22 protein-coding genes are annotated in these 26,407 nt (G+C 70.8%); 4 read left to right on the forward strand and 18 right to left on the reverse strand.

What is annotated here, in order from left to right; translation table 11 throughout:
* The first annotated feature begins 14 nt into the window (after nt 1-14).
* Together VK611_00695 and VK611_00700 are read left to right on the forward strand one after the other, a co-directional pair.
* Nucleotides 15-458, forward strand: coding sequence for an AraC family transcriptional regulator (locus tag VK611_00695; protein ID HMG39806.1), 444 nt, complete (start codon nt 15-17; stop codon nt 456-458).
* Between the two features lie 10 nt (nt 459-468).
* On the forward strand, nt 469-927 hold the full coding sequence (locus VK611_00700; GenBank protein ID HMG39807.1) for a VOC family protein: 459 nt from the start codon (nt 469-471) through the stop codon (nt 925-927).
* A gap of 83 nt (nt 928-1,010) precedes the next feature.
* On the opposite strand, the gene VK611_00705 is transcribed toward VK611_00700, so the two are convergent.
* The 7 genes from VK611_00705 to dapB form a co-directional block, all read right to left on the reverse strand.
* Nucleotides 1,011-3,404, reverse strand: a complete 2,394-nt coding sequence (locus VK611_00705; GenBank protein ID HMG39808.1) for an excinuclease ABC subunit UvrA — start codon at nt 3,402-3,404, stop codon at nt 1,011-1,013.
* Between the two features lie 109 nt (nt 3,405-3,513).
* Nucleotides 3,514-3,924, reverse strand: a complete 411-nt coding sequence (locus VK611_00710; GenBank protein HMG39809.1) for a VOC family protein — start codon at nt 3,922-3,924, stop codon at nt 3,514-3,516.
* A gap of 5 nt (nt 3,925-3,929) precedes the next feature.
* Nucleotides 3,930-4,379 (reverse strand): helix-turn-helix transcriptional regulator, encoded by a 450-nt coding sequence (locus VK611_00715; GenBank protein ID HMG39810.1) that lies wholly within the window; start codon nt 4,377-4,379, stop codon nt 3,930-3,932.
* A gap of 54 nt (nt 4,380-4,433) precedes the next feature.
* Entirely contained in the window at nt 4,434-8,231 is a 3,798-nt protein-coding gene (locus VK611_00720) for an ATP-binding cassette domain-containing protein (GenBank protein ID HMG39811.1), read from the reverse strand.
* The gene (locus VK611_00725) at nt 8,228-9,721 is read right to left on the reverse strand and encodes an ABC transporter substrate-binding protein (GenBank protein ID HMG39812.1); all 1,494 of its coding nucleotides are present in this window, start codon (nt 9,719-9,721) and stop codon (nt 8,228-8,230) included. Before VK611_00725 ends, VK611_00720 begins: the two co-directional genes overlap by 4 nt.
* A gap of 237 nt (nt 9,722-9,958) precedes the next feature.
* The gene (locus tag VK611_00730) at nt 9,959-11,509 is read right to left on the reverse strand and encodes an AMP-binding protein (protein HMG39813.1); all 1,551 of its coding nucleotides are present in this window, start codon (nt 11,507-11,509) and stop codon (nt 9,959-9,961) included.
* A 65-nt stretch (nt 11,510-11,574) separates the two neighbouring features.
* Complete coding sequence (gene dapB, locus VK611_00735) at nt 11,575-12,342, reverse strand: 4-hydroxy-tetrahydrodipicolinate reductase (GenBank protein ID HMG39814.1); 768 nt, start codon at nt 12,340-12,342, stop codon at nt 11,575-11,577.
* A gap of 85 nt (nt 12,343-12,427) precedes the next feature.
* On the opposite strand from dapB, the gene nthB reads away from it, so the two are divergent.
* The gene (nthB, locus tag VK611_00740) at nt 12,428-13,096 is read left to right on the forward strand and encodes a nitrile hydratase subunit beta (protein HMG39815.1); all 669 of its coding nucleotides are present in this window, start codon (nt 12,428-12,430) and stop codon (nt 13,094-13,096) included.
* On the forward strand, nt 13,083-13,667 hold the full coding sequence (nthA, locus tag VK611_00745; GenBank protein HMG39816.1) for a nitrile hydratase subunit alpha: 585 nt from the start codon (nt 13,083-13,085) through the stop codon (nt 13,665-13,667). The genes nthB and nthA overlap by 14 nt, the downstream gene beginning before the upstream one ends.
* A 63-nt stretch (nt 13,668-13,730) precedes the next feature.
* Here nthA and VK611_00750 read toward each other — a convergent pair whose 3' ends face one another.
* From VK611_00750 to infB, 11 genes are all read right to left on the reverse strand, one after another.
* Entirely contained in the window at nt 13,731-15,284 is a 1,554-nt protein-coding gene (locus VK611_00750) for an alkaline phosphatase D family protein (GenBank protein HMG39817.1), read from the reverse strand.
* An 11-nt stretch (nt 15,285-15,295) separates the two neighbouring features.
* Complete coding sequence (locus VK611_00755) at nt 15,296-16,537, reverse strand: pitrilysin family protein (protein ID HMG39818.1); 1,242 nt, start codon at nt 16,535-16,537, stop codon at nt 15,296-15,298.
* A gap of 13 nt (nt 16,538-16,550) precedes the next feature.
* Nucleotides 16,551-18,971 (reverse strand): polyribonucleotide nucleotidyltransferase, encoded by a 2,421-nt coding sequence (locus tag VK611_00760; protein ID HMG39819.1) that lies wholly within the window; start codon nt 18,969-18,971, stop codon nt 16,551-16,553.
* Nucleotides 18,972-19,168: 197 nt separating this feature from the next.
* A complete protein-coding gene (gene rpsO, locus VK611_00765; GenBank protein HMG39820.1) occupies nt 19,169-19,429 on the reverse strand; it encodes a 30S ribosomal protein S15 in 261 nt (86 codons plus the stop codon).
* Between the two features lie 170 nt (nt 19,430-19,599).
* Nucleotides 19,600-20,556 (reverse strand): bifunctional riboflavin kinase/FAD synthetase, encoded by a 957-nt coding sequence (locus tag VK611_00770; GenBank protein HMG39821.1) that lies wholly within the window; start codon nt 20,554-20,556, stop codon nt 19,600-19,602.
* Between the two features lie 18 nt (nt 20,557-20,574).
* On the reverse strand, nt 20,575-21,735 hold the full coding sequence (locus VK611_00775; protein HMG39822.1) for a cystathionine gamma-synthase: 1,161 nt from the start codon (nt 21,733-21,735) through the stop codon (nt 20,575-20,577).
* Complete coding sequence (locus VK611_00780) at nt 21,732-23,132, reverse strand: cystathionine beta-synthase (protein ID HMG39823.1); 1,401 nt, start codon at nt 23,130-23,132, stop codon at nt 21,732-21,734. The genes VK611_00775 and VK611_00780 overlap by 4 nt, the downstream gene beginning before the upstream one ends.
* 25 nt (nt 23,133-23,157) lie before the next feature.
* A complete protein-coding gene (gene truB, locus VK611_00785) occupies nt 23,158-24,024 on the reverse strand; it encodes a tRNA pseudouridine(55) synthase TruB (GenBank protein ID HMG39824.1) in 867 nt (288 codons plus the stop codon).
* Nucleotides 24,014-24,418, reverse strand: a complete 405-nt coding sequence (locus VK611_00790; protein ID HMG39825.1) for a ribosome-binding factor A — start codon at nt 24,416-24,418, stop codon at nt 24,014-24,016. Before VK611_00790 ends, truB begins: the two co-directional genes overlap by 11 nt.
* A complete protein-coding gene (locus tag VK611_00795) occupies nt 24,402-24,710 on the reverse strand; it encodes a DUF503 domain-containing protein (protein ID HMG39826.1) in 309 nt (102 codons plus the stop codon). Before VK611_00795 ends, VK611_00790 begins: the two co-directional genes overlap by 17 nt.
* A gap of 77 nt (nt 24,711-24,787) precedes the next feature.
* A partial coding sequence (gene infB / locus VK611_00800) for a translation initiation factor IF-2 (GenBank protein HMG39827.1) occupies nt 24,788-26,407 on the reverse strand: 1,620 nt, incomplete at its 5' end.

Here is a 26,407-nt window from a genome sequence, read left to right on the forward strand (position 1 = left end):
CCTAGGCTCGGGCTATGGCTGCTGCGGCGATCCCTGGCGGGTCGAACGAGGAGCGCAACCGCTGGATGCTGCGGGCCCGCGACGCCATCGACCGCGACTACGCCCGGCCGCTGGCCATCCCCACCCTGGCCCGCATCGCGCTGGTCTCCGAGGCGCACTTCATCCGCACCTTCCGGGCCACCTTCGGCGAGACACCCCACCGCTACCTCCAGCGCCGGCGGGTGGAGCGAGCCATGGCCCTGCTCCGCAACACCGACCACAGCGTGACCGAGATCTGCTTCGCCGTCGGCTTCTCGAGCCTCGGCACGTTCAGCAGAACCTTCCGGGACATCGTGGGCCTGTCACCGTCGGGCTTCCGCCAGCAGGCGCCGAAGCCGTACCCGGTGCCGACCTGCTTCACGATGAGCTGGGCCCGACCGAGCAGTTTCGGAGAAGTCGCGGTCCGGGCGCCTGCCTAGGGTCGCCGCCATGTTCAACAGCATCAGCCACTCCGGCATCTTCGTGCTCGACCAGGACGAAGCGGTCGACTTCTACGCAGGCAAGCTCGGCCTCGAGGTCGGTGCCGACGTCGACCTCGGCTTCATGCGCTGGCTCACGGTCAACGTGCCGGGGAACCCCGATCACCAGATCCTGCTGCAGAAGCCCGGCCCGCCGACGATGACGGACGAGGTCGCGGCCCAGGTCCGTGATCTGGTCACCAAGGGCGCCCTGGGCCTGTCGCTCATCCTCACGACCGACGACTGCCGCCGAACCTACGAGGAGCTCAAGGCCAAGGGTGTGGAGCTCACCGACGAGCCGACCCAGCAGCCCTACGGCATCGACTGCGGCTTCCGCGACCCGTTCGGCAACCTGGGCCGCATCACGGAGCCGGCGGCCGAGGTGGCGGAGATCACCGACGAGGTCAAGAAGCGGTGGGCCGAGAGCTAGCGCGACCCACGTAGCGGTTGGCGGTGGTCATGGGTCGTCACGTGCCCGCAGCAATGCCACCGTGCGTACAGCCCGGGCCGCGGTCAGGTGCCGACGTAGGCCGCGAGGTGCTCGCCGGTGAGGGTGGAGCGGGCGGCGACGAGGTCGGCGGGTGGGCCCTCGAACACGACCTTGCCGCCGTCGTGGCCGGCACCGGGACCGAGGTCGATGATCCAGTCGGCGTGCGCCATCACCGCCTGGTGGTGCTCGATGACGATGACCGACTTGCCGGCGTCGACCAGCTGGTCCAGGAGGCCGAGCAGGTGCTCGACGTTGGCCAGGTGGAGGCCGGTGGTCGGCTCGTCCAGGACGTAGACCTCGCCCTTCTCGGCCATGTGGATGGCCAGCTTCAGCCGCTGCCGCTCGCCGCCGGACAGCGTGGTGAGCGGCTGGCCGATGCTGAGGTAGCCGAGGCCGACGTCGACGAGCCGGTCGAGGATCTTGTGCGCGGCCGGCGTCTTCGCCTCACCGTCGCCGAAGAACTCCTCGGCCTCGGCGACCGGCATCGCCAGCACCTCGTCGATGTCCTTCCCCCCGAACTCGTACTCGAGGACCTCGGCCTGGAACCGCTTCCCCTCGCACACCTCGCAGGTGGTGGCGACGCTGGCCATCACCGCCAGGTCGGTGTAGATGACGCCGGCGCCGTTGCAGTTGGGGCAGGCACCCTCGGAGTTGGCGCTGAACAGCGCCGGCTTCACGCCGTTGGCCTTCGCGAACGCCTTGCGGATCGGGTCGAGCAGCCCGGTGTACGTCGCCGGGTTGCTGCGCCGCGAGCCCTTGATCGGGGCCTGGTCGATCGCCACCACGCCGTCCTGGCCCGACACGGAGCCGTGGATCAGCGAGCTCTTCCCCGACCCGGCCACGCCGGTCACCACCACCAGCACACCGAGCGGGATGTCGACGTCGACGTCCTGCAGGTTGTGGGTGCTGGCGCCCCGGATCTCCAGGGCGCCGGTCGGCTTCCGGGTCTCGTCCTTGAGCTGGGCCCGGTCGTCGAGGTGCCGGCCGGTGAGCGTGTCGCTGGCCCGCAGCCCCTCGACGGTCCCCTCGAACACCACCTCGCCACCGGCCGGGCCGGCGCCGGGGCCGAGGTCGACGGCATGGTCGGCGATCGCGATCGTCTCCGGCTTGTGCTCCACGACCAGCACGGTGTTGCCCTTGTCGCGCAGCTGCAGCAGCAGGTTGTTCATCCGCTCGATGTCGTGGGGGTGCAGCCCGACGGTGGGCTCGTCGAAGACGTAGGTGGTGTCGGTGAGCGACGACCCGAGGTGGCGGATCATCTTGGTGCGCTGGGCCTCGCCGCCCGACAGCGTGCCCGACGACCGGTCGAGCGACAGGTAGCCCAGCCCGATCTCCACGAACGAGTCGAGGGTCTGCCCCAGCGTGGCCAGCAGCGGCGCCACCGACGGCTCGTCGAGGTCGCGCACCCACTCGGCCAGGTCCCTGATCTCCATCGCGCAGGCGTCGCCGATGTTGATCCCCTCGATCTTCGACGATCGGGCCGCCTCGCTCAGCCGGGTGCCGCCGCACTCGGGACAGGTGGCGAACGTCACCGCCCGCTCCACGAACGCCCGGATGTGCGGCTGCAGCGAGTCGACGTCCTTGGAGAGGAACGACTTCTGGATCTTCGGGATCAGCCCCTCGTAGGTGAGGTTGACGCCGTCGACCTTCACCTTGACCGGCTCCTTGTAGAGGAAGTCCTGGAGCTCCTTCTTGGTGTACTTGCGGATCGGCTTCTCGGGGTCGACGAAGCCCGACTCGGCGTAGACCCGCACCGTCCAGAAGCTGTCCGACTTCCAGCCGGGGATGGTGAACGCACCATCGGACAGCGACTTGGAGTCGTCGTAGAGCTGGGTGAGGTCGATGTCGGACACCGAGCCGCGGCCCTCGCACCGGGGGCACATGCCGCCGGTGATGCTGAAGGTCCGCTTCTCCTTCGTGGTGGTACCGCCGCGCTGGAGGGTGACCGCCCCTGCCCCCGAGATGGACGCCACGTTGAAGGAGAACGCCTGGGGTGAGCCGACGTGCGGCTTCCCCAGCCGGCTGAAGAGGATGCGCAGCATCGCGTTGGCGTCGGTGGCGGTGCCGACCGTGGAGCGGACGTCACCCCCCATCCGCTGCTGGTCGACGAGGATCGCGGTGGTCAGCCCTTCGAGCACGTCGACCTCGGGCCGTGCCATCGTGGGCATGAAGCCCTGGACGAAGGAGCTGTAGGTCTCGTTGATCAGCCGCTGCGGCTCCGCCGTGATCGTGCCGAACACCAGTGAGCTCTTGCCCGAGCCGGAGACGCCGGTGAACACCGTCAGCCGGCGCTTCGGGAGCTCGATGCTGACGTCCTTGAGGTTGTTCACGCGCGCGCCGTGCACGCGGATCAGGTCGTGGCTGTCGGCAGCGTGCTGCTCAGGCGACCGCTCGTCCGTCTTCGTGGCCTTGCTCATCGTGTCTCCATGTGTCGGGCGGTTGCACGCGGCGAACCTGTCACCCCGCTCCTCTGAAGGACAGCGGCACCAGGTGCGGCGTGCGGGGTGACGGCGAACGCTGGACGGCTCAGCGCAGCTCCTGGATGCGGACCATGTTGCCCGCGGGATCGCGGAAGGCGCAGTCGCGCACCCCGTACGGCTGCTCGGTCGGCTCCTGGACGACCTCGGCCTCGCCGGCCTGCAGCCGCTCGAAGGTGCCGTCGAGGTCGTCGGTGGCCAGGTTGATGCTGGCGTAGGTGCCCTTGGCCATCATCTCGGTGATGACGCGGCGCTCGTCGTCGGTGATGCCGGGATCGGCGGCCGGCGGGTGCAGGACGATGGCCATGCCAGGCTGGTCGGCGGGACCGACCGTGATCCACCGCATCCCCTCGTACCCGACGTCGTTGCGGACCTCGAAGCCGAGGGTGTCGCGGTAGAAGGCCAGGGCGGCGTCCGGGTCGTCGTGCGGGAGGTAGGCCTGGTGAATGGTGATGTCCATGACGGTCACGCTACGTGGGGCTCGGCGACCTTCGCTTCTCGATTCCTGACCGGTTTGGTCACCCGTTTTGCCACGCACGGTGGCATTCCCGCCGTCGCGTCCGCTGCGTTGCGCCGGTAGGCGCTGGGCGACATACCGACCAGTTCGGTGAAGCGGGTGCTGAAGGTGCCCAGCGAAGCGCAGCCGACCGCCCAGCAGACGTCGGTGACGCTGAGGTCGCCCCGACGCAGCAGCGCCATCGCGCGCTCGATGCGCCGCGTCATCAGGTAGCTGTACGGCGACTCGCCATAGGCGATCCGGAACTGGCGGCTCAGGTGCCCGGCCGACATGTGCGCGCCGCGGGCGAGCGCCTCGACGTCGAGCGGCTGCGCGTACTCCCGGTCCATCCGGTCGCGGACGCGGCGCAGCAGCGCGAGGTCGCGCAAGCGCTGCTCCGAGGCCGAACTGCTGGTCACCAGCTCGATCCTGCCACGTCGCACCGGAGTTGCCCAGCGCGCGCTCCGGTACGCCTACGGGCTGGCGGCCCAGCCGCGGCGGGGGCCGGTGCGGTGGACGACCTCGTTGTCGGTGCCGAGGTACGAGGAGACCACCCGGTGGTCGGCGAGGACGTCGTCGGGGGCGCCCCAGGCGATGACGGAGCCCTGCTCCAAGGCGACCAGGGCGTCGCAGATGGAGCTCAGCAGCGACATGTCGTGCTCGATGATCACCAGCGAGCAGCCCGTCGCCGCCTGTACCCGGCGCAGCATCGGACCCAGGGCCTCGGTCTCACGTTGGGCGACACCCGCCGACGGCTCGTCCAGCAGGACCACCGCCGGGTTGTGCGCCAGCAGGCACCCCAGCTCCACGATGCGCCGGGTACCGGTGGACAGCTCGCCGGTCGGGCGGTCGCGGTAGGCGCCCATGCCCAGGATCTCGATGAGCTCGTCGGCCCGCCGGGCGGCGGCACGCTCCGACGAGGTCGACGCCGGCAGGCGCAGAGCAGCAGCCAGGGGATCCCGGTTCGGCAGGTGGCACTCCAACGCCACCTCCAGAGACTCCGCCACCGTCAACGAGGGGTACAGCTTCGCCTCCTGGAACGACCGCCCCAGCTGGGCGATCGCCCGTCGATGCGGTGGCCGCTGCGTGACGTCACGCCCACCCAGCAGCACCCGCCCGCCGTCGGCCGGCAGATACCCCGTCAGGACGTCGAACAGCGTCGTCTTCCCGGCGCCGTTGTGGCCCACCAGGCCGACGATCGTGGCCGGGGGCACCACCAGGTCGACCTGGTTGACCGCCGTGATGCCGCCGAAGCGCTTCGTGAGCCCGCGGCACTCCAGTGCGACGCCCCGCGACGGTCGGTCCGCCGGTCGGTCGTCGTGCTGGTGCGTCAGGTTGTCGCCGCCGCCCAGGAACACGGCCCGCAGCACGTCGGGCCGGTCCATCAGTCCGGCGGTCGGGCCCCGGAACCGCACCTGCCCCTTCTCCAGGAACACGGCCCGCTCTGCCAGCAGCAGCGCCACGTTGACCGACTGCTCCACCACCACGATCGACGTGCCGGAGCGGTGGATCTCCTTCACCTTGTCGACCAGCTGGCCCACCACGGTCGGCGCCAGACCGAGCGACAGCTCGTCGATGCACAGCAGCTTGGGCCGGGTGACGAACGCCATCGCCAGCGACAGCTGCTGCTGCTCGCCGCCGGAGAGGTCGCCGGCCATCTGGTCCCAGCGCTCCTTCAGGATCGGGAACAGCTGTATGGCCTGCTCCCGGGCCGCCGTGGCCTCCTTGCGCCGATGCCGCAGCATCCACGAGGCGAGCCGCAGGTTGTCGGCCACCGTGAGGGTCGGGAAGACGCCCCGCCCACCCGGCATGAGCGACAGGCCCAGCTGGGCGATGCGCTCGGCGGACATGCCGGTGATGTCGTGGCCGTCGAAGGTGATGCGACCGTTGTCGGGCGGCAGCAGGCCGCTGATCGAGCGCAGCAGCGTCGACTTGCCGGCGCCGTTGGTGCCCAGCAGGGCCAGCAGCTCGCCGTCGCCCACCACGGTGTCGATGCCGAACAGCACCTGCAGCGAGCCGTACGACGACTCCACCCGCTCGCACGACAGCAACGTGGCGCCGTGCCCCCCTCCGCCACCGATCTGCGGCGTCTCGCCGGTGTCGATGTGGACGTGGTCGAGCGGCTGGTCGACGGTCGCCAGATCATCCATGAGGACGACGCCCCGGCGCCGGGCGACCGATCGGGCGAACCGGTCGCGGAGGGCCTCGAACGTCCCGCCCAACCCGTTGGGCAGCAACATCAGGATCACCAGGAGGCCCACGCCGGTGATCAGCAGCTGCAGCTCGGGGAACAGGTAGCCCAGCCAGTAGACGAGCAGCACACCGGAGAGCGCGCCGCCGATCGACGCGGCGCCGCCGATGACCACCATCGAGAACAGCAGCATGCTGGTGGACGACGGGTAGGTCTGGGCGCCGACGCCGCGCAGGGTCACGGCGTGGAGGGCCCCCGCCATCCCGGCGAACATGCCGGCGAACACGAAACCGGCCAGCCGGGCCTCGGTGGTGTTCACCCCGACGGCCGACACGGCCCGCTCGTTGTCGCGGGCGGCGGCGATGATCCGCCCGGAGCGGGCCCGCCGCAGGTTGGCAACGAGGATCATCCCCACCACCAGCACCCCGAGGGTGAGGTAGTAGAGCAGGTGCTCCCCGCTGAGGTCGATGTCGAGCCCCAGCAGCGAGACCTTGTTGCCGTTCGTGAGGTCGACGGCGCCCCACAGCTCCGGCCGGTCGAAGTTCGTCGGGAACCACGAGGGGTTGTTCGACGGGTTGAAGAAGTAGTTGTCGGCCGCGACCGCGAACGCCAACGTCGTCACGGCCAGGAACTGCCCGGACACGCGCAGCGCCGGCAGCCCGATGATCAACGCCACCAGACCGCCGGCCACGGCACAGGCACCGAGGATCAGGAACATGTCGGTGTTGCGGTCGGCGAGCAGGTTGGCGGCGAGGATCCCGCCGACGCCGACGATGGCGACCTGGCCGAGGGAGACGACGCCGCCCCAGCCGGTGAGGATCACCAGCGACAGCGCGGCGAGCGCGTAGACCAGCGCGATGGTGGCCCGGTTGGTCTGCGAATCACTGACGACGAACGGCAGCACCACGAACAACACACCAATCCCGACGAACCCGGCGATGCGGGCGAAGCGCAGCTCGGGCAGGGCGGACAGCGCCTTGGGCAGCTTGTGCTGCACGGACATGGTGCTCCACGACGAGTCGTCGGCCAGCAGCGCCCGGCTGGTGGTCCTCCGCTGCAGCAGCAGCGCCAGGATGATCACGACCAGGAACGTCACGTCGGTCAGCGCCGCCTCGTCGGGGAAGTTCCACCGCATCAGCTGCTCCAGCACCCCGAGGCCGACGCCCGCCGCGAACGCCCCCGGCAGCGACCGCATACCGCTCACCACGGCGGCGGCCAGGGCCGGTAGCAGGATCGTGGGGCCGGCGCTGGCGTCGAGCGGCAGGCCCTTGTTGGGCGCCTGCAGGATGACGGTGACCGCGGCGACGCCACCGGTCATCGACCACAGCAGCAGCGACAGCTGGTTCACCGGGATGCCCAGCAGGCGCGCCCGGTCCATGTTCTCCGACATGCCGCGCACGGCCATGCCGGCCTCGGTGCGGTACAGGAACCAGCTGAGGCCGCCGAGCAGCACCGGCACGATCGCCAGGAGCGCCAGGTCGTTGCCGTTGAACGACGACTCGCCGACGCTCCAGGTGCTCTCGCTCAGGCCCGTGCGGAAGCCGGGGATCACGACCGGGACCGCGAACCAGTCCGGGATCTTGACGCCCAGGCCGCCCAGCAGCTGGGCCAGGCCGATCGTCGCCACCGTCAGCAGCAGCCGGGGCGCGTGGGCGAAGCGGCGGATGACCAGGCGCTCGACGAGGGCGCCCACGGCGATGCCGGAGACGACGCCGACGGGCACCGCGATCGTCCACGGCACGTCCCTGCCCAGCTTGAGCCCCACCGCGACGCCGGCCCCGAACGTGCCCATGGCGCCGTAGGCGAAGTTGACGATGCGGGTGGTGCGGTAGGTCAGGACCAGGCCCACCGCCATCAGGCCGGCGCCGGTGCCGAACACCGCGCCCTTGAGCACCCGTCCCAGCGGGTAGGCGTCGGGGAACAGCTGGGTGAGCACGACCACGGTCAGGGCGGCGATCGCCGCGATGATCGGACCGGGCCGGACCGTCTCCTCGTTCCAGAGCCGGTTCCCGGTGTCGGGACCGAAGGGCCGCGGTGCCGAGGGATCCGACAGGCTGCTGAGCGGCCCGTCGATGCTCACTGGAAGACCTCCAGCTCGCCTTCGGGGAACTCGCCGTGGCGGTAGCGGGTGCCGGTGTCGACGTAGGCGCCGGGCTCGCCGTTGAACAGCGAGGGCCGCTCCGGGTCCCACCAGACGAGGCGGGCGTCGACGACGCCGGTGTACGAGTCCGGCCCGTAGTCCCAGCTACCCGCCGGTCCGGTGCCCTCCGGGTAGGAGAACATGCCGGTCTCGAAGTTCTGCGGCGTCAGCTCGGGCCCGGCCATCTGGATGCCGATCACCAGCTGGTAGAGCTGGTAGTAGAGGATCTCGGTCAGCTTCGACGGCTCGACCTCGGGATGCACCGACTGCAGCGCCTTGAAGCCGGCGCCGTCCTCGATCGCCTGCTGGGCGCCCCAGGGGCTGGCGCCGAAGGCGTGGGACCACTGGTCGGGGGCCTGCTGGGAGATCATCTGGCCGACCAGGTCGAGGTCGACGAAGCCGACGCCGATGATCAGCCACTCCGGGTGGTAGTCCACCTCGTCGGCCTTCGCGACCAGCGCCGCGACCATGAGCGGGTCGCAACCGCAGGCGACCGACGTGATGCCCTTGTCCTTGAGCTGCGAGATGATCGAGTCGGCCTGGGTGGTGATCGTGTTCAGGTCGAGCACGTAGCTGGCGTTGAAGGCGACGTCGAGACCGGCGTCCTCGATGTACGTCACCGCGGAGTCGCGGCACTGCTGGTACTCGAGGTTGTCGGGCACCACGATGCCGAGGGTGCGGGTGCGGCCCGCGAGGTCGCCGCCGGCGTAGTCGGCGGGGCGGCCGATCACGCCCTTCACGCCCACCTCGGCCGACACCTCGGAGGCGATCGAGCAGTCGGGGAAGTTGCTCCAGGCGAAGGGCCGCTTGTCGGCGAACCACTCGCGCGACATGTAGGGCGCGCCGGTGCTGATGACCTCCTGGCGCTGGAGGGCCTCGGCGTAGGGCTGGGTCAGGCCGGTCATGTCGGCGAACGCGCCCGCCTCGGTGGCCTTGATGGCGTCGGCGCCGGCGTTCTCCTGGCCACCGCCGGTGAACTCGGTGACGAGGCTCCCCCCGCCCTCCACCAGCTTGAACTCCAGCTTGCGGCCGTAGAACTCGTAGTGCTCGTTGAAGTAGTCGACCAGGCCCTCGGCGGTCGCCGCCAACCGCTCGGGCGGGTCGTCGAACGGCACCTGCAGGTAGTTGGCGAGGATCTGGAGGAGGTTGCCGTCGGCGAGCATCCGGTAGGTGATGGTGATCGTGTCGGCGGTCACCCCCGGCGACGTCGCGCCCCCGTTGTCGGCACCCGCCGCGAACTGGAAGCACGGGGGCGAGTAGCCGTCGCCCTCCACCTGCTTCTCACGGTCGGTGCACGCGGTGACGGTGTCGCCGAAGCCCGACGCGGTCTGCCCGTCGGTGTTGACGGTCGGGCCCCCGTCGGCGTTGGCGCCACCCTCGGGCACCTCGCTCGGGACGAAGACCACCATCGCGACCACCAGGCTGGACACCAGCACAAGCGGTAGATAGCCCCACCACAACCCCAGCTTGGCTGCCGGGCGTCGACCCCCGTAGGCCCCCATGTCCTCTCCCCCCATGCACTCTGCCGCACTCGTCGATTCGGCGCCGTGGCCCCAGCGTGTGGCACTCGTAAATTAACCGACGGTAACAGGCCCAGCGCTCAACCGACTATCCCACGTCCGGGCCACCTCCGCACGCCCGATCTCACGGGCAGCGCGGACGTGCGCTCACGCAGAGGCACCGAAGCGCTTCTGCAGCTCGAACTTGAGGATCTTGCCGGAGGGGTTGCGTGGCAGGGCGTCGACCAGCTCGAGGCGCTCGGGCAACTTCCGGGTGATGACCCCCGCCCCGACGAGGTGCTCGGTCAGCTCGCCGAGCGCCAGGTCGTCGGCCCCCTCGGCCGGCACGACGACGGCGCAGGCCAGCTCGCCACGCTCGGCGTCCGGCAGCCCGACCACGGCGACGTCCGCCACGCGGGGGTGCGTGAACAGCAGGTCCTCGACCTCCTTGGCCGAGATGTTCTCGCCCTTCCGGATGATCACGTCCTTGAGGCGGCCGGTGATGGCGACGTTGCCCTCGGCGTCCTGGATGCCCAGGTCACCGGTGCGGAACCAGCCGTCCTCGTCGAAGGCGTCCACGTCGAGCTTGGGGTCGAGGTAGCCCTTGGTGACCTGCTGGCCCTTCACCCGGATCTCGCCCTCCTCGCCGACCGCGGCCACGCGCCCGTCGAGGGTGACGAGCCGCACCGTCGTGCCCATCACCGGCGGGCCCTCGGTGTTGGCGAGCACCTCGTCGGAGGCGGTGCCGTCGTTCATGGTGATGATCGGCGCCTCGGTCATGCCGTAGCCCGACACGACGCCGGCGCCGAACGCGGCCACGATGTCGTAGTGGAGCTGGGGTGGCTTCGGCGCCCCGCCGCCCGGGAACGACCGCACGTGCGGGAACAGCTTCTCCCCCGCGGGCAGGTCCTGCTGGGCCTTCAGGTACACCTGGTGGAAGAACGTGCCCGCCCCGGCCCGGGTCACGTTCTCCCGGCGCAGCAGGTCGATGGTGGTGTTGGGGTCGAACGCCTCGTCGAGGATGAACGTGAGCCCGTAGGCCATGGAGGCGTAGACGTACAGCGACCCGGCGATGTGGGTGAAGGGGAAGACCAGGGCGAAGCGGTCGTCCTCCCGCAGGCCGAGGCGCTCCGACATGCCCACCGACGCGGCGCGCAGCGCCAGGTCGGTGTGGCGGGCGCCCTTGGGCGACGCCGTGGTGCCCGACGTGTAGTACAGCCAGCGGACGGGGGCGTCGGGGCTGTCCATGTCGTCGGTGGGTGCGGGCGGCAGCGTGGCCGGGTCGCCCTCGGGCAACGGGTGCTCGGCGTCGAGCAGCAGCACCTCGGTGCCCGTGCCGGCGGTCAGCTCCTCCGCCATGGCGCCGAAGTCGAAGCCCCGCCACGTGGACGGGACCACCAGGAACGCCGGCTCGGCCTCCTGGACGACGAAGCCGACCTCGCGCTCCCGGTAGATCGGCAGGATCGGGTTCTGCACCGCGCCGAGCCGCCGCAGGGCGCCCATGAGCACCATCGAGTCGATCCAGGTCGGCAGCTGCCACGACACGACGGTGCCTTCGCCCACGCCCCGGGCGGCCAGGCCGGCGGCGACGCGCTCGCTGCGGTCGCGGAAGTCGCCGAACGTGAGGTGGCGGCCGTCCTGGTCGATGGCGAAGTCGGCGTCAGGCGTCGCCTCGGCCCGCCTCGTGATCAGCTCCCAGACGTTGGCACCCTGCAGCATCTGTCTCTTCCCCCGGATCTGACGGCGCGTCAGATGTTAGTCCCGGCGTCCTGGCCCGGCCTCGCTCAGAGACCGAGGAGTCCGTCGAGGCCGACGGTGAGGCCGGGGAGGTCGGCGATCCGCTTCGCCGCCAGCACCACGCCGGGCATGAAGCTGGAGCGGTCGTAGCTGTCGTGGCGGATGGTGAGCGACTGCCCGGTGGTGCCGAGCAGCACCTCCTGGTGGGCGACCAGGCCCCGCAGCCGTACCGAGTGCACGTGGATGCCGCCCGGTCCCGTGGCGCCCCGGGCACCCGGCAGGATCTCCTTGCGGGTGGGATCGGCGATCCAGTCGCCCGAAGCCGCCGCCATCCGCTCGACCGTGCGGGTGGCCGTGCCCGACGGTGCGTCGACCTTGCGGTCGTGGTGCAGCTCGATCACCTCGGCGCTGTCGAACCACGGTGCCGCCAGCTCGGCGAACCGCATCATCAGCACCGCGCCGATGGCGAAGTTGGGGGCGACCAGGCAGTTGCTGGCGGCGAAGTCCTGCCGCAGGCGGTCGAGGTCGTCGTCGGTGAACCCGGTGGTGCCCACCACGGCGTGGACGTTCGCCGCCGCGGCCCAGGCCAGGTTGGCGCGGGCGGCGTCGACGTGGGTGAAGTCGACCATCACGTCGACCCCCCGCTCGGCGAGGGCGGACGCAGCGGAGTCGACGGTGATGCCCTGGACCACCTCGCCGGCGGCACCCGGGTCGACGGCGCCCACCAGCTCCAGCTCGGGGTCCTCGACCACCGCGCTGCACACCGTCCGTCCCATCTGGCCGCCCGCCCCGAACACCGCTACTCGGATCGTCATAAGGGCCAAGAGGCTAGATGGCCTCGGCGTAGCCCGAGACCGCTTGGGGCGGCGGCGGGGTGGTCGGTGGGTAGTGTCCGGGGACGTGGACGGGATCCATGACCTCGGTGGGATGCAGGGCTTCGGCCCGGTGGTCGTCGAAGCCGACGAACCGTCCTTCCACGCTCCCTGGGAGGGTCGCACCCACGGGCTGGCGATCGCGGCGGCGATCGCCGTGCCGGCCGCCGGCGGCACGATCCGGCCCTGGATCGAGCGGATGGGCCACGCCGAGTACCTCGCCACCTCGTACTACGAGCACTGGCTGTCGGCGGTCGAGGGCCGGCTGATCGCCGCCGGGGCGATCGACCGGGACGAGCTGGCCGCCAAGCAGGCGTCGATCGCCGCCGGAGCGCCCGTGCCGACCCGGGCCGACCCCGGCACCGCGACCTTCGTCCGCACCCTGTTCCACCCGTTCCCGGTGGACGACCCCGAGGGACCGCCGCCCCGATTCGCCGTCGACGACGAGGTGCGGGTGCGCCGTCTGCACCCCGAGGGCCACACCCGCTGCCCCCGCTACGTGCGCGGTGCCCGGGGCCGCGTCGTCGCCGTGCGGCCGGCACAGCCACTGCCCGACCTGGCAGTGCAGGGCGAGACCCGGGTCGAGGCCTTCTACAGCGTCGCCTTCACCCCGGCCGACCTGTGGGGCGACGATGCCGAGCCCGGAGCCGCCACCGTCGTCGTCGACCTGTGGGAGTCCTACCTTGACCAGCTCTGATCACCCGCCGGCCGACGTCCGGGCTGCAGCCCTCGAAGCCCTGCTGGTCGAGAAGGAGCTGATCGGCACCGACACACTCGATGCCGTGGTCGACGAGCTGGAGGACCTCGGGCCGCTGCACGGTGCCCGGGTGGTCGCCCGGGCCTGGGTCGACCCCGGGTACAAGGCCCGCCTCCTGGCCGACGCCACCGCCGCGGCCGCCGAGCTGGGCATCGGTGGCGCGGAGGGCGAGCACGTGGTGGCCGTCGAGAACACGCCCGCGGTCCACAACGTGGTCGTGTGCACGCTGTGCTCCTGCTACCCGTGGCCGCTGCTGGGGATCCCGCCGGTCTGGTACAAGAGCCCGCCCTACCGGGCCCGGGTGGTGAGCGAGCCCCGCGCTGTGCTGCGGGAGTTCGGGCTGGAGGTACCCGACGACGTGGAGGTCCGGGTGTGGGACTCCAGCGCCGAGATCCGCTACCTGGTGCTCCCCCGCCGCCCCGACGGCACCGACGACCTCGCCGAGGTCGAGCTGGCCGCCCTCGTCACCCGCGACTCGATGATCGGCGTCGGCCTACCGTCCCACCCCTGAAATTGCGTTCGGTTGCCCGCATGGAGCGGGTTTTCGAACGCAATTTCGGTTGGGGGTGAGGGGTCAGGTGGCATGGGGGGCGACGTTGCCCGCCTCGACCGTCCAGGTCGTGGCCGTGGCGATGGGCGACGTCAGCTCGCGCACGGTGTCGACCAGGCGGTACTGCGCCACCAGCTCGTCCGCCGTCACGTCGCAGCGCACGTAGCCCCGCTGACGGGCGTTGACCCACTCGATCTGGGGCAGGTCGCCGATGAGCTGCTCGGCGATGTCCGCCAGCGCCGGGTCGAAGCTGGAGGTGATCGACGTGCCGACGAGCTCGGTCGCCACCGCCGGCGCGTCCGGCGCCTCGTCCACCACCACGCCGACGCCGCTGGCGTGGATGTCGCCGGTGAGCACCACCGGGTTGGTGGTGCCGGCCGCCCGGAGCTGGTCGAGCAGGCGGGTGCGGGCCACCGGGTAGCCGTCCCACTGGTCGGGACTGCGGAGCGCCCCGCCGATCGGCATCGACGTCATCACCACCTGGTTGGCCAGCACTTCGAACGTCGCCTCCGAGCGCGCCAGCCCCCGCCCCAGCCAGCGTTCCTGCTTCGTGCCGAGCATGGTGCGAGTCGGGTCGCTGCGCTCCGCGCAGTCAGGTCCGAGTCCCTCGCCACACACCTGGTCGCTGCGGTACTGCCGGGTGTCGAGCACGTGGAAGGTCGCCAGGCGACCCCAGTGCACCCGGCGGTAGATCTGCAGGTCGGGCCCGACGGGCTTCGGCAGCCGCACCGGCTGGTGCTCCCACCAGGCCTGGTAGGCGGCGGCGCGGCGGGCCGCGAAGGTCGCCGCGCCGGCCGGGTTCTGCGGGACGAGTCCCGTGTAGTTGTTGGCCACCTCGTGGTCGTCCCAGGTGACCACCCACGGGCACATGGCGTGCGCCGCCTGCAGGAGCAGATCGCCCTTGTAGAGGGCGTAGCGGTTCCGGTAGTCGGCCAGCGTGAAGATCTCACCGCTGTTGTTCTGCCGGGGCGCCGACGCGCTGATCCCGCCCTCGTAGATGTAGTCGCCCAGGTGGACGACGAGGTCGGGCTCCTCGGCCGGCGCGTGCGCCCAGGCCGTGTAGAAGCCCGCCTGCCAGTTCTGGCACGAGGCGAACAGGAACCGCAGCGCGTCACCCCGCGGGCGGGCCGGTGCGGTCCGGGCCCGGGCGACCGGGCTGACCTGGCCCTCGGACAGGAACCGGTACCAGTACCAGCGGTCGTGCCGCAGGCCGGCGACGGTCACGTGCACCGAGTGGCCCCACGCAGGGCGGGCGCTGGCGGTCCCGTGGCGCACCACCCGGCGGAAGCGCTCGTCCTCGGCCACCTCCCAGTGGACCGACACGTCGATCGGCGGCATGCCCCCGCCGTTCAGCGGGTCCGGCGCCAGGCGGGTCCACAGCACCACCGAGTCGGCGTCCGGGTCGCCCGACGCCACACCCAGCGAGAACATCCCCGCCGGGACGCGGGCCCGAGCGTCGCCCACCGTCGCCCACGCCGACTTGCCACCGAGCCCCACGGTCGCCGCCGCGGTGAGCGCACCACCGACGAACGCGCGCCGGGACGGCCCCTGGGCCTGGATCTCCCCCGAGTCCCCCATGGGACCCGTGTCTAGCTGAGATCCGACTCCGACACCGGCCCGATCACGGCCAGGGTGCGGGGGCCGCCGAAGACGCGCTCGGCGACGCGGGCGCAGTCGTCGACGGTGACGGCCTGGATGCGGGCCAGCTCCTCGTCGATGGGCACGACCTCGTCGCGGTGCGACAACGCCCAGCCCAGGCGCTCCATCCGGGCCTCCGAGCTCTCCAGCCCCAGGACCATCGAGCCGTCGAGGCAGCCCTGCGCCAGCGTCAGCTCGGCCTCGGTCACGCCGCCGGCCAGGAGCTTGGCGATCTCGTCGTCGAGCACGCCCAGCAGCTCCCGCAGGCGCGACGGGTTCGTCGCCGCGTAGATGCCCGCCGAGCCGGCGTCCTGCGACGTCGACGCCCACGAGTAGACCGTGTAGCAGAGGCCCCGCTCCTCGCGGACCTGCTGGAACAGGCGGCTCGACATGCCGCCGCCGATCACCTGGTTGAGCACCGACAGGGCGTAGCGGTCGGAGTCGTCGTGGTCGATGCCCCGCCAACCCAGCTCGACGTGGGCCTGCTCGATGTCGCTGCCCTGCACCATCGGAGCCGAGACGGACGCGGCCGTGGGGGCGTGGCGCTCGGGCCGCTCCCCCGGTTCGAGGCCACCGAGCGACGCCTCGAAGGCGTCGACCAGGTGATCGTGGTCGAGGTTGCCGGCGGCGACCACCGACATGTTGCTGGCCCGGTACCACTGCTCGAAGAAGGCGGCGATCTGGTCGCGGCTGATCACCTCGACCGTCTCCTTGGTGCCGGCGACCTCGCGGCCCAGCGGATGGTCGGGGAACAGGGCCTCCGACATCAGCGTGTGCACCATCGAGTCGGGCATGTCGAGGTGCATGAGCAGCTCCTCGAGGATGACCCGACGCTCGGAGTCGACCTCGTGCGGACGGAACGACGGCTGCGTCAGCACGTCGCCCATCACGTCGAGGCCGAGGTCGAGGTCCTTAGCCGGGAGCCGGGTGTAGTAGGCGGTCGACTCCCGACCGGTGTGGGCGTTCATGTCGCCGCCCACCGCCTCGATCGCCTCGGCGATCTGGCGGGCGGTGCGGGTCGGCGTGCCCTTGAACAACAGGTGCTCGAGGAAGTGCGACGCGCCCGACAGCTCGTCGGGCTCGTCGCGCGCTCCCACACCGACCCACACACCGAGCGCGACCGAGCGGACGTCCGTCATCGTCTCGGTCACGACCCGGATGCCGTTCGACAGCCGGGATTCTCGGGTGCTCACTATCGGTTCGTTCTCAGCGACGCCGCCGCCGGCCACGACGACGGTCTTCGTCGCTTCCTCCCGAGCGGCCTCCCCCACCGCCGCCAGCGGTGGCGGCTGCGGCAGGACCGAGGTCGCCCAGCTGGCCGGCCAGCTCGGCGTCGAACTCCTCTTCGAAGCTGACGGCGTCGCTGTCGGCCGGGACAGGAGCGCTGCCACCGCCCGAGCTGCTGGAGCCGCCCGAGCCCGAGCCGCCGGAGCCCGAGCCGTTGCCCTCGGGGATGTCGATGGCCTTGGCCAGGCTCAGCGACACCTTGCCGTTGGGGTCGACGTCGTCGACGGTGACCTCGAGCTCGTCGCCCAGGTCGAGCACGTCCTCCACCCGGTTGATGCGCTTGCCGCCACCGATCTTGGAGATGTGCAGCAGGCCGTCACGACCCGGGAGGATGTTCACGAACGCACCGAACTTGGTGATGTTCACGACGCGACCCGAGTAGGTCTGGCCCACGTTGGCGGTCGGCGGGTTGAGGATCAGCTGGATCTGGCGCTTGGCCTCTTCCACCGCGGTGCGGTCGGTCGAGCCGATCGTCACCGTGCCCACCATGCCGTCGTCGTCGACGCTCACGTCGGCGCCCGTCTCGGCGGTGATGGCGTTGATCACCTTGCCCTTGGGCCCGATGACCTCGCCGATCTTGTCGAGCGGGATCTCGAAGTTGATGATCTTCGGAGCGGTCTCGCCCACGTCGTCACGGGGCTCGGAGATCGTCGCCCGCATCACCCGGAGGATCTCCAGGCGGGCCTCACGGGCCTGCTGCAGCGCCTGCGCCAGGACGTCGGCCGGAAGGCCGTCGATCTTGGTGTCGAGCTGCAGCGCGGTGACGAAGTCCTCCGTGCCGGCGACCTTGAAGTCCATGTCGCCGAACGCGTCCTCGGCACCGAGGATGTCGGTCAGCGTCGTGTACTTGCCCTCGGCGAAGATGAGGCCCATGGCGATGCCGGCGACGGGAGCCTTGAGCGGCACACCGCCGTCCATCATCGACAGGGTCGAACCGCACACCGACGCCATCGAGGTGGAGCCGTTCGACGCCAGCACCTCGGAGACGAGGCGCAGCGTGTAGGCGAACTCCTGCTGCGACGGCACCACCGGCAGCAGCGCCCGCTCGGCGAGCAGGCCGTGGCCGATCTCGCGTCGCTTGGGGCTGCCCACGCGGCCGACCTCGCCGTTGGCGTGCGGCGGCATGTTGTAGTGGTGCATGTAGCGCTTGCGGTCCTTGTTGCCCAGGTTGTCGAGCAACTGGTCCATCTTGGGCATGCCCAGCGTGAGCACGTTGAGGACCTGCGTCTCGCCCCGCTGGAACAGGCCGGAGCCGTGCGCCGTGGGAACGATGCCGACCTCGGCGGAGACCGGGCGGAGGTCGGTGGCGGCCCGACCGTCGATGCGCACGCCCTCTTCGGTGACCCGCTTGCGGATGACCTTCTTGGCCACCGAGCGGGCGGCCTGCTTGATCTCGCCCTCACGCTCGGGGAACTCCCCGGCGAGCTGCTCGATGATCGCCTTGGTGGCGACGTCGGTGGCCTCGTTGCGCTCGGCCTTCTGGATGATCTTCGACGCCTCGGCCAGCGGGCCGGCGCCGACTTCCTCGACCCGGGCGAAGACATCGTCTTCGTAGTCGAGCTTGGGCTCCCACTCGAGCGGGGTGACCTGGCCGGCGGCCTGAGCCTGCTTGGCCAGCTCACGCTGCAGCTCGATGGACTCGCGGATCCAGGTCTTGGCCGACTCGAGGCCCTGCGCGATGACCTCTTCGGTCGCGTGCGGGGCGCCGTCCTGGTAGTGGTCCCAGGCCTTCTCGGTGCCACCGGCCTCGACCATCATGATGGCGATGTCGCCGTCGTCGAGCTGACGACCGGCCACGATGAGCTCGAAGGTGGAGGCGTCACCCTGCTCGTAGGTGGGGTGCGGGATCCACACGCCTTCCTGCGACCAGGCGATGCGCACGGCGCCGATGGGACCCTCGAAGGGGATGCCCGACACCATCAGCGCGGCCGAGGCGGCGTTGATGGACAGCACGTCGTACGGGTTGTCGCCGTCGACGCCCATGACGGTGACCACGACCTGGGTCTCGTTGCGGTACCCGTCGGCGAAGCTCGGCCGCAGCGGGCGGTCGATCAGGCGACAGGTGAGGATGGCCAGGTCGGTCGGCCGGCCCTCACGGCGGAAGAAGCTGCCGGGGATGCGTCCCGCGGCGTACATCCGCTCCTCGACGTCGACCGTCAAGGGGAAGAAATCGATGCCTTCGCGTGTGTTCTTGGCGGCGTTGGCGGTGACCAGCACCGTGGTGCCGGCCAACGTTGCGACGACCGCGCCCTGGCTCTGAAACGCCAGCTTGCCGGTCTCGAACGTGAGTGTCTCGTCGGACTCCGAGATCGGGCCCGATACGACGATGGGTTCTGCCATCTGTCGCTCTCCTTCCCGGCGGCGTCTGCCACCGGATCAGGGGGCGGCGGGGGCCAGTTCCCAGTCGGCGTACCCCCGGGCTCTGATCCGGGAGTTGGCGACTGGCAGCTGGCGGAGCTGCCGCCCCGTCTTCTTTTCTTCTGTTGTGAAATCTCTATGTGGAAGGAGCGGCCCACGAAGGGCCGCTCCTCGTCACCTCAGCGGCGTAGCCCGTTGCGGGCGACGATCGCTCTGTAGCGTTCGACGTTGTTGGCTCGCACGTAGCCGAGCAGGCGACGACGGCGTCCGACCAGCTTGAGCAGGCCCTGACGGCTGTGGTGATCCTTCTTGTGCGTCGAGAGGTGCTCGTTGAGGTGGTTGATGCGCTTGGTCAACAGTGCGATCTGCACTTCCGGTGAGCCGGTATCGGAGTCGTGGAGCTTGTGCTCCGAGATGATGCTCGGCTTCAGCGCGTCGATCTGGTCTGACAAAGTTCTGTTCCTTACATCGGGTGACGGATTACCCAGCTCCACGACCGGTCGCGTGATGGGGATCACCGCGTCCTGGCCAAGAGCGTTCGAACGATGCTACCAGCCGACCCCGGCTGAACCAGAACTTGTGTGCGGTCGCCGGGCCTCGGAGCGTGCGGTCAGGGCTTCTCGAGGATGCGGCGGGCCTCGTCGCAGTCGCGCTGGATCTGGTCGAGCAGGTCCTGCAGCGTCGGAAACTTCGCCTCGCCCCGGAGGCGGGCCACGAACCGCACCTTCGCCGCCTCGCCGTAGAGGCTGCCCTCGAAGTCGAGCAGGTGCGCCTCCAGCAGGCTGAAGGGGGCGTCCTCGTAGAACTGCGGGCGGCGGCCCAGGTTGATGGCGCTCGGGTGGACCGTACGGTCGGGCCGCTCGTACCAGCCGGCGTAGATGCCGTCGGCGGGCAGCAGCACGTCGTCGGGCACGCCGACGTTGGCGGTCGGGAAGCCCAGCTCGCGGCCCCGCTCGTCGCCGTGGTCGACCACCCCGCGCACCTCGTAGGGCCGGCCCAGCATGGTGTTGGCCTCGACCAGGTCGCCGGCGAGCAGCGCCCGGCGGATGCGGGTGGACGACACCCGGGCGCCCGTCCCCGTGGGAGCGCCGCTCTCGTCGACCAGGTCGATGCCCTGCACCTCGAAGCCCAGGTCGGTGCCGAGCTCGGTCAGCCGGGTGACGTTGCCGGTGCGGTTGTGGCCGAAGTGGAAGTCCTCGCCGACGACCACGACCTTCGTGTTGAGACAGCCGACCAGCACGTCGCGGGTGAAGTCGTCGGCCGACTCCTGGCTGCGCGCCTCGTCGAACGTGACCACCAGGCAGTAGTCGACGCCGGTGGCGGCCAGCAGCTCCAGCTTCTGGTCGAGGTCGGTCAGCAGCTTGGGCGCGGACTCGGGTCGGACGACCGACGCCGGGTGCCGGTCGAAGGTGACGACGGCGCTGCGCAGGCCCCGGCTCTCGGCGCGGCGGTGCACCTCGGTGATCACCGCCTGGTGCCCGACGTGCACCCCGTCGTAGGCCCCGATCGTGACCGCACTCCCCTCCGGGGGCCGTGGGCATGCCGACTGGTCCCGGAGCACGTGCATCGACCGGCGAGCGTATCCCTAGTGGGTCGCGGCCAGAGCTTTTGCCAGGTCAGAAGTGAGGTCGTCGATCGACTCGATGCCGACGCTGAGCCGCACGAGCGCCGGGTCGACCGCGAGGGCCGAGTCGGCGGCCGAGGCGTGCGTCATGCGGGCGGGGTGCTCGATGAGCGACTCGACCGCGCCCAGCGACTCGGCCAGGGTGAACAGGCGGGTGGCCTCGCAGACCTTGACCGCCGCGGCCTCGCCGCCGCGGAGGGTGAACGACACCATGCCCCCGAAGTCGCGCATCTGGCGCTTGGCGACGTCGTGGCCGGGGTGGTCGTCGAAGCCGGGCCACAGGACCCGGTCGACTGCCGGGTGGCTGTGGAGCAGCTCGGCGACGGCTCGGGCGTTGGCGCACTGGCGGTCCATCCGGATGGCGAGGGTCTTCACGCCGCGCTGGATCAGGTAGCAGTCGAAGGGTGACGGCACCGCCCCGACCGCGTTCTGGAGGAAGCCGATGCGCTCGGCCGTGGCGTCGTGATCGAGGGCGACGAAGCCGCCGACCACGTCGGAGTGGCCGCCCAGGTACTTGGTGGACGAGTGGACGACGACGTCGGCCCCGTGCCCGAGCGGCCGGGTGAGGTAGGGCGTGGCGAAGGTGTTGTCGACCACCACGATCGCCTCGTGGTCGTGGGCGATCTCGGCGACGGCGGCGATGTCGACGATGCGCAGCGCCGGGTTGGTGGGCGTCTCCAGCCAGACCATGCGGGCGTCGTCGGGCCACTTGTCGGCCAGGCGGGCGGGGTCGGTCAGGTCGACGGCGTGCCAGGGGTGGCCGGCGGGGCCGTGGACCTTGTGGATGAGCCGGTAGGTGCCGCCGTAGGCGTCGTCGCCGAGGACGACACCCTCACCCTCGTCGAGGAGCCGGAGGATGGCATCCTCGGCGGCCAGGCCCGACGCGAAGGCGAACCCGTGGGCGGCGCCTTCGAGCGCGGCGACGCAGGCTTCGAGGCCGGCCCGGGTGGGGTTGCCGCTGCGGGCGTACTCCCAGCCCTGGTGCTGCGCGACCCCGTGCTGGGCGAACGTGGTGGAGAGGCTGATGGGCGGGACCACGGCGCCGGTGGCCGGGTCGGGCTCGGAGCCGGCGTGGATGGCCAGAGTCTCGAAGCCCTGCTCCTGGTGTTCCTCGGTGCTCATCGGCTGCCGCTGGCCCGGGACAGGTAGGTGAGGATGTCGGTGCGGGTGAGGACGGCGTGCGGGCGGCCACCGGCCAGGACCACGACGGCGTTGGCCCGGTCGAGCAGCTCCACCGCGGTGGCGAGCGGCTGGCCGATGCCGATCGTGGGCAGCGGCGGGCCCATCACCTTCTCCACCGGTTCGCCCATCACCTCGGGAGCGCGGAACGTCAGGTCCATCAGCACCAGCTCGTCGACCGAACCCATCACCTCGGCGGCGGCCAGCGGCATCTCGCCCTTGGCCACCGGCAGCTGCGAGACGCCGTGGCCACGCATCACGTTGATCGCCCGGCGGACCGTGTCCTCGGGGCGGGCGTACACGAGCAGCGGCACGTCGGTCTGGCGCGACGCCACCACGTCCTCCAGCACCTCGGCCACCGGGTGCTCGGCCCCGCGGAGGAAGCCGTGGCCGGCCATCCAGTCGTCGTCGAACACGCGGGAGAGGTAGCCCCGGCCGGAGTCGGGGATCAGCACGACCACCAGGTGCTCGGCGGTCAGCTCCCGGCCGACCTCCAGCGCCGCGGCGACGGCCGTGCCGCCCGAGCCGCCGATCAGCAGGCCCTCCTCCTGGGTGACCCGGCGGGCCATGAGGAAGCTGTCCTCGTCGGACACCGCCACCACCCGGTCGACCAGGCCGGGGTCGTAGGTGCTGGGCCAGAAGTCCTCGCCGATGCCCTCCACCAGGTAGGGCCGGCCGGAGCCGCCCGAGTACACCGAGCCGGCAGGGTCGGCGCCGACGATCTGGACGTCGGGGTTCTGGGCCTTCAGGTAGCGGGCGACGCCGGTGATGGTGCCGCCGGTGCCGACGCCGGCGACGAAGTGGGTGAGCCGGCCGGCGGTCTGGCGCCACAGCTCCGGGCCGGTGGTGAGCTCGTGGGCCCGGGGGTTCTGGTCGTTGCCGTACTGGTTGGGCCGGAAGGCGCCGGGGATGTCGTTCACCAGGCGCTCGGCCACGGAGTAGTACGAGCGGGGGTCGGCGGGCTCGACCGCGACCGGGCACACCACCACCTCGGCGCCGTAGGCCCCGAGCAGCTTGATCTTCTCGGGGGCGACCTTGTCGGTCACCACGAAGACGCAGCGGTAGCCCCGCTGGGCGGCCACGATGGCCAGCCCGACCCCGGTGTTGCCCGAGGTGGGCTCGACGATGGTGCCGCCGGCCTTCAGGAGCCCGTCGCGCTCGGCCTGCTCGATCATGGCGAGCGCCGGCCGGTCCTTCACGCTGCCGCCGGGGTTCAGCATCTCCAGCTTGGCCACGACCCGACACTCGAGGTCGGCCGCCACCCGCCCCAGCCGAACGAGCGGCGTGTTCCCGATGAGCTCGATGAGCGATTCCGCGATCCGCGGTTCATCACCCTCCACGGCGCGACCCTACCGCCCCCTCCCCCTAGATCAGGACGACGGCGGGTTTGGTGGTGGTGGCCTGGTGGGGGACGTAGACGGCGAGGAGGGTGTCGTCGGCGTCGACCACTGGCCACGGGCCGTCGCCGGACACGCCGAGGGTGTCGTAGGTCAGGACCTTTCCGTGGCGGATCGACTCCGTGAGGGGTTCGTCGGCGACGACGAGGGGGGTGCCGCGGAAGGCGGCAGCGGGGGGTAGCACGGCGTCGGGGGTGACCTTCTCCAACGGGACCGCCTCGGACACGTCGAAGCGGGCGACGGTGAGGCGGCGGAGGTTGCGGAGGTGGGCTCCCCCGCCGAGGGCCGTCCCCAGGTCGGCAACCAGAGAGCGGACGTACGTGCCCGACGAGCAGGCCACCTCGACGGGGAAGACTCCCGGCTCGACCGGAGGACCGACGTCGAAGCGGGAGACGTGCACCGGCACCGGCGGTCGCTCCACCTCGATCCCCGCTCGGGCCAGCTCGTAGAGGCGGCGACCGTCGATCTTCTTGGCCGACACCATCGGCGGCACCTGCTGGATGTCGCCGGTGAGGGCCGCCGCGGCGGCACGGACCGCAGGAAGACCCAGGTCCGCCATGGGCCACTCCCCCGTCACCTCGCCCTCGGCGTCGAGCGTCGACGTGGCGACGCCCAGCACGGCCTCACCCGTGTACGTCTTGTCCGACCCCGACAGGAACGTCAGCAGCCTCGTCGCCCGACCCACGCCGAGCACCAGCAGCCCCGTGGCCGACGGGTCGAGCGTGCCGGCATGGCCCACCTTGCGGGTGCCCAGGAGCCCCCGCGACTTGGCCACGACGTCGTGCGACGTCCACCCCGAGGGCTTGTCGACGAGAGCGATGCCGTCAGTCGGCATCGGGTGCGGGCGTCAGGTCGCGCAGGATCGCCTCCACCCGGTCGGCCTGCTGGCGCACCTCGTCGGCCCGGAACACCAGCTCCGGGGTGCGCTTGATGCGGGCCTGCCGACCGATCGCCGCCTTCAGGGGCTTGCGCTGCTCCTCCAGCGCGGCCACCAGGTCCTCGTCGTCCTCGGGGATGGGCGAGCTGTCGGCCCGCATCGCCGAGTACCAGACGAAGGCCCGCTGCAGGTCGGCATCGACGTCGACGGCGACGATGGTGAAGAAGCCGAGCCGGTCGTCCTCGATGCGCTCGATCTCCTCCGCCACGATCTCCTGCAGGAGCTGGTTGAGGCGTGCCGTCCGCGGGAAGTCGCGGGTGCTGGGGGTGCGGTGACTACGTCGACGGGTCACGATCTTCCTCCTCGATCCAGCGACGGTCCACCCGCAACACCTCTACCTCGGGGAAGGACCAGACGAACCGTTCGCACTCGTTCAGGACGTCGATCAGGTGCGCATGAGACGGGGCGACCGCCGCCACGCCCAGCGCGGCCTGCTGCCAGGAGTTCTGGTGGGCGACCTCCGAGGCCGACACCCGGTAGCGCCGCCACAGACCGTCGACGATCGGTCGCAGGACCGACCGCTTGGCCTTCAGCGAGCGGCACTCCCGGATGTAGAGCTCGATCTCCAGCGCAGCCGCGTGCACCCTTGGAAGCTATCCGCCTCGGAGCAGCCGAGACCGCGCGGGGCGGACGCAGGGTGGTTGGCGGGCGCAACTGGGCGCTAGGTGCGGGGGATCTCCCGCTCCTCGAACGTCTCGATGACGTCGCCCTGCTTGAGGTCCTGGAAGTCGGACAGGCCGATGCCGCACTCGAAGCCCGTCTGGACCTCACGTGCATCCTCCTTGAACCGCTTGAGCGAGCTGACCTCGCCCTTCCAGATGATCGTGCCCTCCCGCAGGAAGCGCACCTTCGAGCCCCGGGTGATGACGCCGTTGGTGACGTAGCAGCCGGCCACCTTGCCGACCCGAGGCACGGAGAAGATCTCGCGGACCGAGGCCTCGCCGGTGACCACCTCTTCGTACTCGGGGGCGAGCATGCCCACCATCGCGTTCTCGATGTCCTCGAGCACCTGGTAGATGATCTCGTAGGTACGGATCTCGACACCCTCGGCGACGGCCATCTCCCGCGACTTGCGGTCGGGACGCACGTTGAAGCCGATGATCGTGGCGTTCGACGCGGCCGCGAACTGCACGTCGTTCTGGGTGATGCCACCGACGGCCCGGTCGACGAACGACAGCTTGACGTCGTCGCGCTCGAGCTTGCGGAGAGCCTCGGTCAACGCCTCCAGAGAGCCGATCACGTCGGCCTTGAGGATGAGGTTGAGCGTGGCGACCTCGCCGCGGTTGATCTGGTCGAAGATGTCTTCCAGCTTGGCGCCACCGCTGTTGACCGCAGCCTCGCGGCCGAGGCTGGCCAGACGATGCCAGTGCTCACGGGTCTCGGCGACCTGACGGGCCAGCTTCTCGTCCTGGGCGACGACGAACCGGTCACCGGCGTCGGCCACCTCGTTGAGGCCGAGCACCTGGACGGGCGTCGACGCCCCGGCTTCCTTGACGTTCTGGCCGTGGTCGTTGATCAGCGCCCGGACACGACCCCAGGCGGCGCCGGCCACGAGCGGGTCACCGACCCGCAGCGTGCCCCGCTGCACCAGGATGGTGGCGACCGGGCCTCGGCCGACCTCGCGGCTGGCCTCGAGCACCACGCCGGCGGCGCGGCCGTCGGGGTTGGCGGCGATCGGCGGGTCCTGCACGTCGGCCACCAGCAGCACCGTCTCGAGCAGGTCGTCGATGCCGATGTTCTGGCGGGCCGAGATCGGCACCATCTCGGTGTCGCCGCTCCAGTCGGTGGGCACGAGGCCCAACTCGCTGAGCTGCTGCTTGACCCGGTCGGGGTTGGCCTCTTCACGGTCGATCTTGTTGATCGCCACCACGATCGGCACGCCGGCGGCCCGGGCCTGGGTGAGCGCCTCGACCGTCTGCGGCATGACGCCGTCGTCGGCCGCGACCACCAGGATGACGATGTCGGTGGCCTGGGCACCACGGGCGCGCATGGCGGTGAAGGCCGCGTGGCCCGGGGTGTCGATGAAGGTGATCTGCCGACCGTTCTTCACGGTCTGGTAGGCGCCGATGTGCTGGGTGATGCCACCCGCCTCGCCCTCGATCACGTTGGTCTTGCGGATGGTGTCGAGCAGGCGGGTCTTGCCGTGGTCGACGTGGCCCATCACGGTGATCACCGGCGGGCGCGGGATGCGCAGGTCGAGATCGTCGTCGAAGAGCTCGTCGGTGCCGAGCTTGCCCTGCAGCTCGACCTCCTGCTCCTCGCCGAGATCCGCCTGGTCGAC

The sequence above is a fragment of the Acidimicrobiales bacterium genome (genome assembly GCA_035316325.1).
GTDB lineage: Bacteria > Actinomycetota > Acidimicrobiia > Acidimicrobiales > VFJN01 > DASXTK01.